This is a genomic window from Oceaniglobus ichthyenteri (genome assembly GCF_003057885.1).
GTDB lineage: Bacteria > Pseudomonadota > Alphaproteobacteria > Rhodobacterales > Rhodobacteraceae > Oceaniglobus > Oceaniglobus ichthyenteri.
This window is the reverse complement of the sequence record NZ_QAGK01000015.1, coordinates 48132-64398: the sequence shown is the minus strand read 5'-3', so window position 1 is coordinate 64398 and position 16267 is coordinate 48132. Positions and strand designations below refer to the sequence as shown.

Sequence of the window (16267 nt, the reverse complement as noted above, 5' to 3'; positions counted from 1 at the left end):
CGGTTCTCTTTGAAAAGCCGAACGCCGCGTGCGCGAAATTCAGCCGTGTAGGACGGGGTGGGTTTTCTCTGTGTCATAGGGCTCATCCTTGGAGAGTTTTACTCTCCGGTAAACCCGGGGCGGTTCAAAGAGAAACGAGGCCGGTGTTCGTTGGTCTGCATAGACAAGCCTGAGGAGTTGGTTCATCGTGATATTGGCAGCACCTTGGCTTTGCGCTTCGGGGATGCCGGACGCCCTGAACATGATCTGCGAAAAGCTCTCATTGCCGCCCGCTGTTCGCCGGATCGGATAACTTTGCCAGGCATCCAGTCCTTGTGTCGCTGCTTCCTCAAAAGTCCCGAAGAAGACCATCGCCGGTGTTTGGGCTTTCCCGATGGAGCGCCTTACGGTGAGGACACCGCTCGCCGTGCCGATCTCCGCCTGCACCTCGTCACAATTTGCGGCGACCGACTTCCAGTTGTCGAATTCGCCGCCAAGGACATAGAAGATGAAGTCCACAATTGTCGACTTGCCTGAACCGTTTTCACCGCGAATGATGTTCACGCCGGTATGGAAGCTCTGGTTGTAGACCAGCTCTCCGCGTTGCATGATCCGTAAGCGCTTGAGGTGGAACTGCGAATAGCTCATCTTACAAGCCTCCGCAGGCCGATACTCTGGCGAATATCGGATATCGTTCTGCTTTCAGGAGCGTAGCGGCCGACAAGAAACGCGCCAAGCTGCCGGTCGCTATCGGAAAACAGCGGCAAAAACGCATCCTGAAAGAGTGTGCGCCCCTCTTCGGAAGGCGCAACATTGCCGCTATCAAGCTCCGGAAGCTCGATCAGCCCCTTGCCGGAGAGGGTCCGGAAGGCGTGGTGCTGCACCTCGTCCATTTTCTGGAAAAGGACTTGCGGAGACGGGTAGCTCACAAATGATTTCTCGGGGCGTGGCACGCCAAGCTCGCTGAAGGCCTTTCTCACTTCCTGCGGCATGTGCGTTTTGTGGAGAAGTGGCGCATTGGCGAGAAAGAAATCCATGGTGAACAGACGTTCGGGCGACGGCAGAGTTTTGCTCTGCCACAAGCCGAGAAGGCCGCCGAGCCTGCGCGCGGCATCATAAACATCGAGCTGCGGATACCAAAGCCGTCCGGTCATGGCTTGTCCCACTGGATATGGCATTGCTCGGTCAAGTAGTAGAGCGCTTGAAGGATTGTGCTATTCGAGAGCTTGCCGTGTTCGGACGAGGCGCAAAGCGGATCGATCACATGTTCTTGCAAGGCGACCGCGATTTCGGATTCCGTTGCACCAGCACAAATCTTCGGGCCATAGACGTGGGTCAGGAAGCGCTGCTCAACCGCGGAAAGAATTGTATCGTGACGGGTCTTGGCTGGACCTGTCGCGGATTTGTTCCGCTCCTTTGACTTGGTATTTTGCCACAAAGGAGAGACCTCGATGGCATCGAACCCTAGCCGTCTGGTAGTGCTCCGGGCCATCGACGTTTTGACGTTCGACGAGGAGCGCAAGAACATCAATACGAAGGCCTGTCACGGACCCGGCGACACAGACATCGTTGGCTGAACACCCGTTACTTGCGCAGTCAAATGCATCATGCACGCTCTGGAGCCAAGCGAATGCTACGGTTTTCCCCGCCGCCCCGTGAGATTGGAGAGCGCCGCGCGGGCTCTCATGTCAGGGCCGAGGCCCGGTTCAGTTCGTGCTCGTCCAGTTCGAGTTACCCGTCAAAGGCCGCGTGCATTTCGGGTACCGGGTCGTCAACAATCATGCTGCGGGTATAGAAGAGCGTGAAATGGATAACGTCGATCGCCGTGCCGGTGCCTGCCAAGGGCTTGTGAAGAAAGACTCCCAAGAAGACGACAGCAAAGGTCGGCATCCGCCACCGTGGATCGAGTGTGCCTTACTCGGCCTCGCGGAGCCGCGACCTTATAGCACCTCACGATGGAGCAAAGGGCGGAGCAAAACATGGAGCAAAACGGGCCGCGCGTTCGTCAGAATTTTCCATGAACCCTTCTTTATATGGATAAGCGGGCATTCTGTGGGTAATTTATTGGTGCCCAGGAGAGGACTCGAACCTCCACACCGTTGCCAGTACTAGCACCTGAAGCTAGCGCGTCTACCATTCCGCCACCTGGGCCACCTTGAGTGGCGATGTATGGCAGGGGCGCGGGGGTGTCAACGGGTTTTGCGCCGCTCTGGTGCAAATGCGTTGTATTCTTGTGAAGATGGCCGGCCATGGGGGCGCGTGCGACCCGATTGCGCCTTGTACCATGGGGCGCGGATGCGTAAACCGGGGGCAGTCAAACGATGCAGGACAGTGATATGTCAAATCTTGTCACGATTTATGGCGGCTCGGGCTTTGTCGGGCGGTATATTGCCGCGCGGATGGCCAAGGCGGGTTGGCGGGTGCGGGTTGCCGTGCGTCATCCCAATCTGGCGATGTTTGTGCGCCCTTACGGCGTGGTTGGTCAGGTGGAACCGGTATTTTGCAACATTCGCGATGACGCGTCGGTGCGCGCGGTGATGCATGGGGCCGAGGTGGTGATCAATTGTGTTGGCATCCTGGCCGATTCGGGCAAGCAGGGATTTGACGCCGTGCAATCGGAAGGGGCCGAACGGATCGCGCGGATCGCAGCCGAACAAGGCGTCGCGCGGATGGTGCATGTTTCGGCCATTGGTGCGGATGAACACAGCGACAGTGGTTATGCCCGCAGCAAAGCCAGGGGCGAGAACGGTGTGTTGCGCCATATGCCAGGGGCGATGATTCTGCGGCCTTCGATCATTTTTGGTCCCGAGGATGAATTTTTCAACCGATTCGCGTCAATGACGCGGTTTGGTCCGTTTTTGCCGGTGATCGGTGCCGATACCAAATTTCAGCCCGTATATGTGGGCGATGTGGCCAAGGCCGCCGTTATGGGCGCCACTGGCGATGCGCCGGGCGGTATCTACGAATTGGGTGGGCCGGATGTGGCCACGTTCCGCGCGTTGATGGCCGAGATGTTGCGCGCGATTCAGCGGCGTCGTCTGATCGTCAACGTGCCGTTTTTCGCGGCGCGAATCATGGGCGGCGTGTTTGATCTGTTGGGCAAGGTGTCTGGCGGATTGATTTCTGGTCCGGTGACGGGCGATCAGGTGCGCAATCTGCGGCGCGATAACGTGGTGTCCAAAGGCGCGAAAGGGTTCGCCGACCTGGGTATTCAGCCCACGGCGACCGAGGCGGTTTTGGCCGAATACCTGTGGCGGTTCCGCCCCTCAGGCCAGTACGCGGCGATCAAGAATTCTGCCAAACACCTGAGGGCGCGCTAGGCGTAGGAAATCCACAGCAGGATCAGGCCCAGTATCACACGATAAATCACATATGGCGTGAAGCTGACCGATTTCAGCAGGCGCATCATGATGGCCAGGGCCAGCAGGGCCGATACGAATGCAAAGATGGCCGCGATTGCCGCGTCTTTCAGGATTGCAAAATTGGCATCGCTGATCACCTCGGCGCCCAGCAAGACACCAGAGGCCAGGATCGTGGGGATTGACATCAGCATGGCCAGACGCGCGGCGTCTTCGCGGCGATAGCCCAGTGTGCGCGCCGCGGATATGGTGATGCCCGACCGGGATGTGCCGGGAATCAGCGCCACCGCCTGCCATAGCCCCATCGTGATGGCGTCTCGCAGGCTCCAACTGTCGGCGGTTTTCACGGTTTCGCCTTTTTGATCGGCCCAATACAGCACCACGCCAAATATCAGCATCGTCCAGCCGATCACGGCGGTCGAGCGCAGCAGCGCATCTAACCCGGTCAATTTCATGATCAGGCCGATAATAACGACAGGCACCGTGGCGATTGCCAGACAAAATGCCAGCCAGGCACCCTGACTGTTGATGCGACCGCGCAACAGGTCGGGAATACCCAGCAAAGCCATGCGCACATCGGACCAAAAATACAGGATGACGGCGCCCAAAGTTCCCACGTGAACCGCGACATCAATGGTTTGTCCCTGATCATCCATACCGGTGAGGTTGGGCAAAAGAATCAAATGCCCCGACGAGGAAACAGGCAAAAATTCGGTAACACCTTGAATGACAGCAACAAGTAGGAGGTGAAACAAAGTCATGATGGCACGCCTGTGGGGGAATTTTCGATACTATAAGATATTGAAATAAAATTGTAAAATCTATTAAAGGGCAGGAGTGCTGACATATAATTACTTGGGGCGGCCACTTTCAGTCTCGCCGATGCAAAAAAAAAGATAAATAGGTCAGCGAAGGTGCCTTTTATTTTCTGGCGCAGGTGGTAAAAGGGCCCTCTGAAGATTTAGGGGCGGTTTTTTATGGCTAAGAACGTGATGCTGAAATTCGTGGATGTGGCCCGGGATATGCCCGATAAACGGCCCCCTGATTTGCGGCGTCAGGATTTTGGCGAAATTTATGGCGAATATGCCCGTGAAAAGGCAGCAGAGCAGGCCGGGCGGTGTTCGCAATGCGGCGTGCCCTATTGCCAAACCCATTGCCCGTTGCACAATAACATTCCCGACTGGCTGCGCCTGACTGCCGAGGGGCGTTTGCAAGAGGCTTATGAGTTAAGCCAAGCCACCAACACCTTTCCCGAAATTTGTGGCCGGATCTGCCCGCAGGATCGGTTGTGCGAAGGCAATTGTGTGATCGAACAATCGGGTCATGGCACCGTGACCATCGGATCGGTCGAGAAATACCTCACCGATCTGGCGTGGGAAAACGGCTGGGTAAAACCTATCGTCAATGGCGGTGAGCGGTCTGAATCTGTTGGCATTATCGGTGCCGGCCCTGGTGGTATGGCAGCGGCAGATGTGTTGCGCCGGGCAGGGGTGCAGGTGACGATTTATGACCGTTATGATCGCGCCGGTGGTTTGCTGACCTATGGGATTCCGGGGTTCAAGCTGGAAAAAGACGTGGTGATGAAACGCGTTGCCCAGTTGGAACAGGGCGGCGTTCAATTCGTGCTGAACTGTGATGTGGGTGTCGACATTTCGTTTGATGCGATTCGCGGCAAACATGACGCGGTGCTGATTGCCACGGGTGTGTACAAAACCCGCGATCTGGCCGCGCCGGGGGCGGGGGCGCAGGGGATCGAGCGGGCGATTGATTATCTCACCGCCTCCAATCGCAAGAGTTTTGGCGATGATGTGGCTGAATTTGACACTGGCCGATTGGATGCCAAAGGCAAAAAAGTGGTTGTGATCGGCGGTGGTGATACGGCGATGGATTGCGTGCGCACCGCAATTCGCCAAGGTGCTGAATCGGTCAAATGTCTGTACCGGCGTGATAAAGTCAACATGCCCGGATCCCAGCGCGAGGTGGCCAATGCCGAAGAAGAAGGCGTTGAATTTGTCTGGTTAAGCGCGCCCAAAGGGTTCACCGGCGATACGGTGGATGGGGTGATGGTGCAAAAGATGCGCCTGGGCAACCCCGATGCCACGGGCCGCCAGATGCCCGAACTGATCGACGGATCAGATTATATCGAACAGGCCGATCTGGTGATCAAAGCCTTGGGGTTCGAACCCGAAGATCTGCCGAAATTATGGGGCGTTGAGGGATTGGAAGTGTCGCGTTGGGGCACGGTGATTGCCAATTTTACGACCCATGAAACCAGTTTGGAAGGCGTCTATGCCTGCGGCGACATCCAACGCGGCGCGTCGCTTGTGGTGTGGGCAATCCGCGATGGGCGCGAGGCGGCCGAGGCGATGTTGGAATATATCGCCGCTGCCGACACCATTGCCGCCGAATGAAGCCGCATAAACTAACCATTTTAAAATTTAGGGCGCGTATGCTGACCCACTCCATTAACGCAAGGTAAATCCGATGACAAAATACGATGCAGAATGGGTCGCCGCACAAGAAGCCAAGCGCGCCTGGATGGCCGAAAACGGGCTGTACAAGGCCGATGATGAACATGCGTCCTGCGGCGTCGGGTTGGTGGTGGCGATTGATGGCAAACCGTCACGTCAGGTGGTGGAAAACGGGATTTCCGCGCTCAAGGCGATCTGGCATCGCGGCGCAGTTGATGCCGATGGGCGCACCGGTGATGGCGCGGGCATCCATGTGCAGATTCCGGTGGCGTTTTTCCACGATCAGATCAAGCGCACCGGCCATATCCCGCGCGAAGATCAGATGATGGCCGTGGGCCAGGTGTTTTTGCCGCGCACCGATTTTGGCGCGCAAGAAACCTGTCGCACGATTGTCGAAACCGAAGTGTTGAGCATGGGCTATTACATCTATGGCTGGCGGCATGTGCCGGTGGATGTTTCGGTTTTGGGCGAAAAGGCCAATGCCACACGCCCCGAAATCGAACAGATCCTGATTTCAAACTCCAAGGGCGTGGATGAAGAAACCTTTGAGCGCGAGCTTTATGTAATCCGCCGCCGGATCGAAAAGGCCGCCGCCACCCAAGGCGTGGGGCAGTTGTATCTGGCATCGCTGTCGTGCCGGTCGATCATTTATAAGGGGATGATGTTGGCCCAGGATGTGGCCGAATTTTACCCCGATCTTCAGGATGAGCGGTTCGAATCCGCCTTTGCGATTTATCATCAACGCTATTCAACCAACACATTCCCGCAATGGTGGTTGGCGCAACCGTTTCGGATGTTGGCCCATAACGGCGAGATCAACACGCTCAAAGGTAATCTGAACTGGATGAAATCCCATGAAATCCGCATGGCATCCGGCACCTTTGGAGACATGGCCGAAGATATCAAACCGATTGTCGCCCACGGATCATCCGACAGCGCCGCCTTGGACGCAGTGTTTGAGGTATTGGTGCGCGCCGGGCGGTCGGCCCCGATGGCCAAAACCATGATGGTGCCAGAATCCTGGAGCAAGCAGGCCGAGGAGCTGCCAAAGGCTTGGCGCGACATGTATTCGTACTGCAACTCGGTTATGGAACCCTGGGATGGCCCCGCCGCGCTGGCGATGACCGATGGGCGCTGGGTGTGCGCCGGGCTTGATCGCAACGGGTTGCGCCCCATGCGCTATGTCGTGACCGGCGATGGTTTGGTGATTGCCGGGTCCGAGGCCGGGATGGTGCCGGTGGATGAGACCGGCGTGGTGGAAAAGGGCGCGCTGGGTCCGGGCCAAATGTTGGCGGTGGACATGCAAAAGGGGCTGATGTTTCACGACACGGCGATCAAAAATAAACTGGCCGCCGCCCTGCCGTTCGAAGAATGGGTGGGCAAGATCAAAGAGTTGGACACAACCCTGACCGCCCTTCCCGAAGTGCCGGGATATACCGGCGCAGAATTGCGCCAACGCCAATCTGCGGCGGGCTATACCATTGAGGAATTGGAACAAATCCTGGCCCCCATGGCCGAGGATGGTAAAGAGGCCATCGCCTCCATGGGCGATGACACGCCAAGCGCGGTCTTGTCGCAGAAATACCGGCCACTCAGCCATTTCTTTCGCCAGAATTTCAGCCAGGTCACAAACCCGCCCATCGATTCGCTGCGTGAACACCGGGTGATGAGCCTGAAAACACGGTTCGGAAACCTGAAAAACGTGTTGGACGAAGACAGCAGCCAGACCGAAATCATCGTTTTGGAAAGCCCATTTGTGGCCAATGCCGAATTTGACGAGCTGATTCGTCATTTCGACAGCACGGTCTCCGTGATCGATTGCACATTCTCCCCCGGCACCGGTGCCTTATCCCAAGGATTGGCCCGCATCCGCGCCGAGGCGGAAGACGCCGTGCGATCAGGGTCCGGCCATCTGGTGCTCAGCGATCGGGGGGCGGGCCCCGACCGGGTGGCGATGCCGATGATCCTGGCCACCAGTGCGGTGCATTCCTGGTTGACGCGCCAGGGTTTGCGCACCTTTTGTTCGCTGAACGTGCGCAGTGGCGAATGTATCGACCCGCATTATTTTGCGGTGTTGATCGGTTGTGGGGCGACCACGGTCAACCCGTATCTGGCACAGGATTCCATTTCCGACCGGATCGAACGCGGCCTGTTGGGCGGCACTTTGGCCGAGGCGGCGGCGCGCTATCGCAAAGCGATTGATCAGGGCCTGCTGAAAATCATGGCGAAAATGGGCATTTCGGTTGTGTCCTCTTATCGCGGCGGGCTGAATTTCGAAGCGGTGGGATTAAGCCGCGCCATGTGTGCCGAATATTTTCCCGGCATGCACAGCCGGATTTCCGGCATCGGCGTGTCGGGGATTCAGTTGAAGGTTGAACAGGTTCACGCCCAAGGGTGGCACGGCGGCAGTGATATTTTGCCCATCGGCGGATTTTACAAAGCCCGGCGCAGTGGCGAAACCCATGCCTGGGGCGCGACCAGCATGCACATGCTGCAAACCGCCTGTAACACCGCCAATTTCCAGATGTGGAAACAATACAGCGCCAAGATGCGCAGCAACCCCCCGATTCATCTGCGCGATCTGCTTGATATCAAACCCTTGGGCAAACCGGTGCCGTTGGAAGAGGTGGAAAGCATCACCGCGATCCGCAAACGGTTTGTCACGCCGGGCATGTCGCTGGGCGCGCTGTCGCCCGAGGCGCATAAAACACTGAACGTGGCGATGAACCGGATTGGCGCGAAATCGGACAGCGGCGAAGGCGGCGAAGACCCGGCGCATTTCGTGCCCGAATCCAATGGCGATAATCCTTCGGCCAAGATCAAACAGGTGGCCTCGGGGCGGTTTGGCGTTACTGCCGAATACCTGAACCAATGCGAAGAGTTGGAAATCAAGGTCGCCCAAGGCGCCAAACCCGGCGAGGGTGGCCAATTGCCTGGCATGAAGGTGACCGATCTGATCGCGCGTTTGCGCCATTCAACCAAGGGCGTGACCCTGATTTCACCGCCCCCCCACCACGATATTTATTCTATCGAGGATCTGGCACAGCTGATTTACGATCTCAAACAGATCAATCCGCGCTGCAAGGTGACGGTGAAATTGGTGGCCAGTTCCGGCGTTGGCACGATTGCCGCCGGGGTGGCCAAGGCCAAGGCGGATATCATCCTGATCTCTGGCCATAACGGCGGCACCGGGGCCTCGCCCGCGACCAGCATCAAATATGCCGGCCTGCCTTGGGAAATGGGCCTGACCGAGGCGCATCAGGTGTTGGCGATGAACAACCTGCGCGACCGGGTGACATTGCGCACCGATGGCGGTTTGCGCACCGGGCGCGATATTGTCATGGCGGCGATGATGGGGGCCGAAGAATACGGCATCGGCACCGCCGCCCTGATTGCCATGGGCTGTATCATGGTGCGCCAGTGTCAATCCAACACCTGCCCGGTGGGCGTGTGCACCCAGGATGACGCGCTGCGCGAAAAATTCACCGGCACTGCCGATAAGGTGGTGAACCTGATCACATTTTACGCCCAAGAGGTGCGCGAGATTCTGGCCAGCATCGGCGCGCGATCGCTGGATGATGTGATCGGGCGGGCGGATTTGTTAAGCCAGGTATCGCGCGGATCGGCGCATCTGGATGATCTGGATCTCAACCCGCTGTTGGTGACGGTCGACGATGCCAAAACCATCGTTTACAATCGCAACAAAGACCGCAACGCCGTGCCCGATACGCTGGATGCCGAAATCGTCAAAGATGCGGCGCGGTTCCTGGAAGACGGTGAAAAGATGCAGCTTTCCTATGCGATTCAGAACACCGACCGCACTGTGGGGACGCGCACATCGTCCCATATCGTGCGCCGGTTCGGAATGCGCAACAGTCTGCAGCCCGATCATCTGACGGTGAAACTGGCAGGCTCGGCCGGTCAATCCCTGGGGGCGTTTGCCGCGCCGGGATTGAAATTGGAAGTGTCGGGCGATGCCAATGATTACGTCGGCAAGGGCCTGTCGGGCGGCACTATCGTGGTGCGCCCGCCCATGGCGTCGCCCCTTGTCGCGTCGGACAATACGATTGTCGGCAACACGGTGCTGTACGGTGCGACAGACGGCTATCTGTTTGCCGCCGGGCGCGCGGGCGAACGGTTTGCTGTGCGCAATTCGGGCGCGAAAGTGGTGATCGAGGGCTGCGGCAGCAACGGTTGTGAATATATGACCGGCGGTGTGGCGGTGATTTTGGGATCAATCGGCGCGAATTTCGGCGCGGGCATGACCGGTGGCATGGCGTATCTGTATGACCCCGATGGAGTGTCGGCGGCGTTGATCAACATGGAAACACTGGTCACCTGTTCTGTGAGTGTCGATCACTGGCATGATCAGTTGAAAGGCCTGATTGAACGGCACGTTGCCGAAACAGGCAGCCGCAAAGGCGCGGCGATCCTGCAACATTGGGAAGAAGAGCGGCACCATTTCGTGCAAGTCTGCTCAACCGAAATGCTGGCACACCTGCCCGCGCCGCTGACTGTTGAAAACCGGGCGATGCCCGCTGAATAAAGCGGGTGCGCCGCAATTGAAAAAGCCCTGCCTTTGCGGGCGGGGCTTTTTCAATTACAAACACTGGAATGTTTCGCCGATGCGCCACCTTGACCGGGGCGGGCGGCCTTGGTCTATGGTGCGCTGTGGCACGTTCTAAACCCTCAAAAAAAGCGCAGGCCAAAGCCCCGCGCCAATTCCGCCCTGTGCGGTGGCTGTTGCGCTGGGCGTTTCGGATTGGCGTTGTGGCGCTGTCTCTGGGGCTGATCTGGATTTCGTGGTTTGCGGTGTTCAACCCCGGTTCCACCCCTTATATGCGCGACGAAAGAAAACGCCTGGGGGCGGTTGATTATCAATGGGTGTCGATGGCCGATATCGCGCCGGTGATGGCCCGTTCGGCCGTGGCGGCAGAAGATGCGAATTTCTGCGCCCATTGGGGGTTTGACATGGCCGCGATCCGCCTCGCGTTGGAAAACGGCGGCGCGCGGGGCGCTTCGACCATCTCGCAACAGGTTGTGAAAAACCTGTTTCTTTGGCAGGGTCGCAGTTGGACGCGCAAGGCGCTTGAGGCTGGAATCACCCCTATCGTTGAAACCCTGTGGAGCAAACGGCGCATTCTTGAGGTATACCTGAACATCGCCGAATTTGACCAAGGGGTGTTTGGCGTCGATGCCGCAGCGCACCATTATTTCGGCGTGACCCCGGCCAAATTATCGGCAACCCAGGCGGCACGTCTGGCCGCGATCCTGCCCAACCCGAAAGAGCGGTCTGCCAGCAAGCCCAGCAATTTTGTGCGCACACGTTCAAACAGCATCCGGGACGGTGCCGCAACCATCGACCGCGATGGGCGCGCGGCGTGTTTTCAACAGTGAAACCTGTGTAGGGGCCGGTGTCTTGCGCGGCTTGCCCGAAACCCGTGCCGAACACAGGATAACGCGGCGCTGAGCGCGCGTCTGTGCCGGATCAGGCCCGGCCCCCGATGAACGGTTGAAAAGACCCGGCGTTCGCGCCATTGAGGGGGTAACCCTGACAGTACGGTAGTGCCCGATGAATCGCTTGTTCCATGTTCCTTTGTCGCCCTATTCCCGCAAGGTGCGTTTGGTGTTGGCCGAAAAGAAAATCGAAGTCGAGCTGGTCGAAGAGCGGTATTGGGAGCAGGATCCCGATTTCCTGCGCCGCAACCCGGCCGGCAAAGTGCCGGTTCTGAAATACGGATCGCATACGCTCAGCGATTCGATGGCGATTTGCGAATACATCGAAGAGGTGCACCCGACCCCGCCTCTGATGCCCACCGATGCCTTGGGCCGTTACGAGGTGCGCCGTCTGGTCGCCTGGTTCGATGACAAGTTTCAGCACGAGGTGACATCAAAGCTGTTATACGAACGGGTCAATAAAAAGGTCATGGGCCTAGGATACCCCGACAGCACCAATATCAAAGCCGGCGCAAAGGCGGTGAAATACCACCTTGATTACATGGCCTGGTTGTTGGAGCAGCGCCGCTGGTTGGCGGGCGATGCGATGACCTTGGCAGATTTCGCGGCAGCGGCGCATTTGTCCTGTCTGGATTACATTTCCGACGTGGACTGGAATCGAAGTGAAACGGTAAAAGACTGGTATGCCAAGATAAAATCGCGTCCGGCGTTCCGTTCTATTCTGGCGGACCAGATTTCGGGGTTCATGCCGCCGCCCCATTACGCCGATCTGGATTTTTGATCGCTGGTGTCGGGGGGGGGGTTCACCCCCTACACCCCCCAGGATATTTGTAAAAACGAAAATGGGGGCGGTGTGTCAGCAGATTTGAAGACTGCGCTTGTCGATATGGCTTTGGCAGAGGGGTTTGTTTCGGTCGGGATATGTCGGCCGGGCGCGGTGCCCCATGCGGCGGGGCGGTTGGCGGAATATGTCGATCTGGGGCGGCACGGGCAGATGGAATGGATGGCGCAGCGCATGGAGTGGCGCGGCGATCCGGCGGCGTTGTGGCCGCAAGCGCGGTCAGTGGTGATGTTGGCCGAAAGCTATGCGCCCACCTATAACCCGTTGGATGTTTTGGATTTGCGTGACCGGGGCGCGATATCGGCCTATGCACAAGGGCGCGATTACCACGATGTGGTGAAAAAGCGCCTGAAACGGGTGGGGCGGTGGTTGATCGATCAGGCGCCGAATGCCGAGATCAAGGTGTTTGTGGATACCGCGCCAGTGATGGAAAAGCCGTTGGCCCAGGCGGCGGGGCTGGGCTGGCAAGGCAAGCATACCAATGTGCTTAGCCGGGATTTCGGCAATTGGGTGTTTCTGGGTGCGATTTTCACCACGCTTGATTTGCCCGTTGATCCGGCAGAACAAGAGCATTGCGGCAGTTGCACCGCCTGTCTGGATATCTGTCCCACTTCGGCTTTTCCGGCGCCTTTTCAATTGGATGCGCGGCGGTGCATTTCCTATCTAACGATTGAGCATGCCGGGCCGATTGATCCGGAATTGCGCCCGTTGTTGGGCAACCGGATTTATGGCTGTGATGATTGTCTGGCCATATGTCCGTGGAACAAATTTGCCGTCGCGGCATCGGATTTACGGTATCATGGCACGGGCGATCTGGTGGCGCCGGTGTTGGCGGAACTGGCCGTATTGGACGATGCCACCTTTCGGGCGCGGTTTTCCGGCAGTCCGGTCAAACGCATTGGCCGCAACCGGTTTGTGCGCAACGTCTGCTATGCCATTGGAAATTCAGGGTATGTTAAATTGGCACAGGTCTTGGACGGATTGACCCAGGACAGTGATCCGACCGTTGCCGATGCGGCACAGTGGGCTAAGATGCGATTGAGTGGGTTATAAAAGGCGGCAATTGGTGCTGGGGCGCAGTATTCTTCATAAAACGGCGGTGGGATTTGAGCGGTTGGTTGACCGCGCCATGCGCCGTGAAGGCGCGCGCCCGTTGTTGGATGGCTATCACGGGTTTGCCACGCCTGACCGTCTGATCCTGCGTGGCCGGGTGTTAAGCGCGCTGCGCCGGGGTGCGCCATTGCCCGATCAGGGCAAGTGGGCGAATTTCAAACAGATGGTATCGCTGTTCATGACCGATGAGGTTGCGGGCGTTACCGTGCGCAGTGGCCAGACCACCGCGGTCAGCGATGGCGAGGGATATATCTGGTTGGAAATCCCGCGCGAAGGGCATGGCCCGGGTTGGCATGAGGTCGAGGTGATGATCGACGGCGACCCCGAATCGACGGTGATGTTTCCGGTGATGGTGCCGGCGCGCGATGCGCATTTGGGGGTGATCTCCGACATTGATGATACGATGATGCAAACCGGCGCCTATTCCCTTGGGCGCAATTTATGGACCACATTCACCGGCAGCGCGCGCACCCGAAAGGTGTTTCCCGATGCGGTGGTGCTGATGGATCATCTGCATGCCCATGGGCGTAATCCGGTGTTTTACGTCAGTTCGTCGCCCTGGAACCTGCATTATTTTCTGAACAAGGTGTTTGATCGGGCCGGGCTGGTGCCGGGTCCGATGTTTTTGCGTGATTTCGGGGTGGGTGAAACCCATTTTCTGACCGGCACCCATGGCGACCATAAAGGCGGGGCCATTGACCGGATATTGGCCGCCAACCCCAGATTGCCGTTTGTTCTGATGGGGGACACCGGCCAACATGACGCCGAGGTGTATCACGCCGTGTGCGAACGTGCCGGCGGGCAGATTGCCGCCGTGGTTTTGCGTGAACCGGGGCGGGGGGCCAATGACGAACAGCGCCGCCAGATTGCGGCGATGCGCACCATGGGGGTGGTTGTGCATACCGGCGTGGATTTTTCGGGCGCGGCCAATACGCTTTCGAAAGGCGGGATTGAGCCTTAGGGGCATTTCGCTAAAAATAATCGACACCGGCATGCTGTGCCTTGCCGCAGGGCGCGCGCCTGTCTAGGGCTGGTAGGGTCTTTGCCCGAGGTTTCCATGTCTCCGTTACGCGCCATTTTGTTCAAGGTCGGGTCTGTCGTTCTGTTTGTTCTGATGTCGGCCCTGATCAAACTGGCCAGCGAAGATGTCCCGGCGGGGCAGGCGGTGTTTTTCCGGTCGTTCTTTGCGATCCCGGTGATTTTGACCTGGCTGTTGTGGCGGCATGAATTGCGCACCGGTTTGCGCACGGTTGTGCCGCTGGGCCATGTCTGGCGCGGGCTGGTGGGCACCACATCGATGGGGTTGGGGTTTGCCGGTCTGGCCTATCTGCCGTTGGCCGAGGCGCAGGCGATTCAATACACTGCGCCGTTGTTGGTGGTGATTTTCGCCGCGATGTTTCTGGGCGAAGAGGTGCGCGCCTTTCGCCTGACCGCTGTCGCGCTGGGCATGACCGGCGTTTTGATCGTACTGTCGCCCCGTCTGACCACGCTTAGCACCGGAGGCGTGGCCGATACAGATGCGCTGGGCGCGTTGTTGGTGCTGATGGCCGCGGTTTTTGCCGCCCTCGCACAGGTGTTCGTGCGCAAACTGGTGCGTACGGAGCAAACCAGCGCGATCGTGTTCTGGTTTTCGGTCACGGCATCGGTATTGGCGTTGACGACCATTCCGTTTGGCTGGGTCATGCCCGGTGTGCCGGTCCTGGTGATGCTGGTGTCGGCTGGCCTTGTGGGGGGATTGGCGCAAATCTTGCTGACCACGTCATACCGGCTGGCCGATGTGTCGGTGGTGGCACCGTTTGAATATTCTTCGATGCTGTTGACTGTGGCGATCGGATATTGGGTGTTTGACGATGTGCCGACGCTGACGATGCTGTTTGGTGTGGCGTTGGTGATTGCTGCGGGTGTGTTGATTATCTGGCGCGAACGCGCGCTGGGGCTTGAGCGGCGTCAGGGCCGCAAGGCCGTTCCGCCGCAATAGGATAATTGGCGCGCAGATCGAAAAAGCGCCGCATCAGCCGCGCTTTTGCATGCTTCACCCCGGGCTTTTGGGTTCAGCCCCTCAAACCCGCATGATCCATGGCATCGCGGATCACCGCCTGTGCGCCACTGGTCAGCCCGACCAATGGCAGGCGCACCTCGTCCGAACACAGACCCAACAGCGACATGGCGTATTTCGCGCTGACCAATCCCGGTTCGATAAACAATGCCCGGTGCAGTGGCATCAGGCGATCCTGATACTCCAACGCCTTGGCATAATCGCCTGCCAAAGTGGCCTCTTGGAATTGGGCGCAAAGTTTGGGCGCAACATTCGCGGTGACAGAAATCGCACCGTGGCCGCCATGGGCATTATACCCCAGCGCGCTGGCATCTTCGCCCGACAATTGGATGAAATCGGTGCCGCAGGTGATTCGCTGATCCGATACGCGGGTGATATCGCCGGTGGCATCCTTTACCCCGATAATGCGCGGCAGTTTGGCCAGTTCGCCCATGGTGGCCGGTGACATATCCACCACCGAACGGCCGGGAATGTTATAGATGATGATCGGAATATCCGCCGCTTCGTGCAGCGCGGTGAAATGCGCGATCAGCCCCGCCTGTGTCGGCTTGTTATAATAGGGTGTCACGACCAGCGCGGCATCTGCCTTGACCGATGCGGCATGACGGATCAGGCGCATGCCTTCGTTGGTGTTGTTTGATCCGGCACCGGCAATCACCGGCACGCGGCCTGCTGCATGGGCCACGACGACCTCAATCACCTGTTCGTGTTCTGCATGGCTTAACGTCGGGCTTTCGCCTGTTGTACCGACAGGAACCAACCCATGGGTGCCCTGTTCGATATGCCAATCGACAAGTTTTTTCAGCGTGTCCAGATCCAGTGCGCCGTCCTTGAACGGCGTGACCAGGGCAACAAATGATCCCTTGAACATGACACGCTTCCTTTGTGTTTGGGGTGCGTTCCCCGGTTGATTGCGCGGCAGACCCTAGCGGCAGTTCGCGGGATTGCCAAGTTTGTGTATTGATGTAATCGCGCGAAAGACTAGGGTTCA

General features: G+C 58.3%; 14 protein-coding genes and 1 tRNA gene. 8 read left to right on the top strand and 7 right to left on the bottom strand.

Annotation, left to right across the window (positions count from 1 at the left end):
• Positions 1–39: 39 nt before the first annotated feature.
• The 5 genes from C8265_RS17300 to C8265_RS17285 all read right to left on the bottom strand — a co-directional run bounded on the left by C8265_RS17300 (position 40) and on the right by C8265_RS17285 (position 2130).
• On the bottom strand, positions 40–627 hold the full coding sequence (locus C8265_RS17300; RefSeq protein WP_108485289.1) for an ATP-binding protein: 588 nt from the start codon (positions 625–627) through the stop codon (positions 40–42).
• Positions 624–1133 (bottom strand): ABC-three component system middle component 5, encoded by a 510-nt coding sequence (locus C8265_RS17295; RefSeq protein ID WP_108485288.1) that lies wholly within the window; start codon positions 1131–1133, stop codon positions 624–626. The genes C8265_RS17300 and C8265_RS17295 overlap by 4 nt, the downstream gene beginning before the upstream one ends.
• Positions 1130–1507: an ABC-three component system protein gene (locus C8265_RS17290; RefSeq protein ID WP_126623192.1), complete on the bottom strand. Its 378-nt coding sequence runs from the start codon at positions 1505–1507 to the stop codon at positions 1130–1132. The genes C8265_RS17295 and C8265_RS17290 overlap by 4 nt, the downstream gene beginning before the upstream one ends.
• A 203-nt stretch (positions 1508–1710) precedes the next feature.
• Complete coding sequence (locus tag C8265_RS19565) at positions 1711–1869, bottom strand: hypothetical protein (RefSeq protein WP_164512370.1); 159 nt, start codon at positions 1867–1869, stop codon at positions 1711–1713.
• Positions 1870–2044: 175 nt separating this feature from the next.
• Positions 2045–2130, bottom strand: a tRNA-Leu gene (locus tag C8265_RS17285).
• Between the two features lie 185 nt (positions 2131–2315).
• Between C8265_RS17285 and C8265_RS17280 the strand changes: the two genes are divergently transcribed.
• Complete coding sequence (locus C8265_RS17280; RefSeq protein WP_108485293.1) at positions 2316–3299, top strand: complex I NDUFA9 subunit family protein; 984 nt, start codon at positions 2316–2318, stop codon at positions 3297–3299.
• Here the strand turns inward: C8265_RS17280 and C8265_RS17275 are convergent.
• The gene (locus tag C8265_RS17275; RefSeq protein WP_108485286.1) at positions 3296–4099 is read right to left on the bottom strand and encodes an undecaprenyl-diphosphate phosphatase; all 804 of its coding nucleotides are present in this window, start codon (positions 4097–4099) and stop codon (positions 3296–3298) included. The two genes, C8265_RS17280 and C8265_RS17275, sit on opposite strands and share 4 nt — an antisense overlap.
• Before the next feature lie 216 nt (positions 4100–4315).
• Between C8265_RS17275 and C8265_RS17270 the strand changes: the two genes are divergently transcribed.
• From C8265_RS17270 to C8265_RS17240, 7 genes are all read left to right on the top strand, one after another.
• On the top strand, positions 4316–5749 hold the full coding sequence (locus tag C8265_RS17270; RefSeq protein WP_108485285.1) for an NAD(P)-dependent oxidoreductase: 1434 nt from the start codon (positions 4316–4318) through the stop codon (positions 5747–5749).
• Positions 5750–5822: 73 nt separating this feature from the next.
• Positions 5823–10355, top strand: a complete 4533-nt coding sequence (gltB, locus tag C8265_RS17265; protein WP_108485284.1) for a glutamate synthase large subunit — start codon at positions 5823–5825, stop codon at positions 10353–10355.
• A gap of 125 nt (positions 10356–10480) precedes the next feature.
• Positions 10481–11206, top strand: coding sequence for a monofunctional biosynthetic peptidoglycan transglycosylase (gene mtgA / locus C8265_RS17260; RefSeq protein ID WP_240611125.1), 726 nt, complete (start codon positions 10481–10483; stop codon positions 11204–11206).
• A 175-nt stretch (positions 11207–11381) separates the two neighbouring features.
• Positions 11382–12047, top strand: a complete 666-nt coding sequence (gene fzlA, locus C8265_RS17255; protein ID WP_108485282.1) for an FtsZ-binding protein FzlA — start codon at positions 11382–11384, stop codon at positions 12045–12047.
• Between the two features lie 105 nt (positions 12048–12152).
• Positions 12153–13160 (top strand): tRNA epoxyqueuosine(34) reductase QueG, encoded by a 1008-nt coding sequence (gene queG, locus C8265_RS17250; RefSeq protein ID WP_108485292.1) that lies wholly within the window; start codon positions 12153–12155, stop codon positions 13158–13160.
• Positions 13150–14181 carry an App1 family protein gene (locus tag C8265_RS17245; RefSeq protein WP_126623191.1) on the top strand — a complete coding sequence of 344 codons (1032 nt, stop codon included), beginning with the start codon at positions 13150–13152 and terminating at the stop codon, positions 14179–14181. Before queG ends, C8265_RS17245 begins: the two co-directional genes overlap by 11 nt.
• Before the next feature lie 96 nt (positions 14182–14277).
• A complete protein-coding gene (locus C8265_RS17240) occupies positions 14278–15198 on the top strand; it encodes a DMT family transporter (protein ID WP_108485280.1) in 921 nt (306 codons plus the stop codon).
• Between the two features lie 73 nt (positions 15199–15271).
• Here the strand turns inward: C8265_RS17240 and dapA are convergent, their stop codons facing one another.
• A complete protein-coding gene (dapA, locus tag C8265_RS17235) occupies positions 15272–16147 on the bottom strand; it encodes a 4-hydroxy-tetrahydrodipicolinate synthase (protein ID WP_108485279.1) in 876 nt (291 codons plus the stop codon).
• Positions 16148–16267 lie beyond the last annotated feature (120 nt).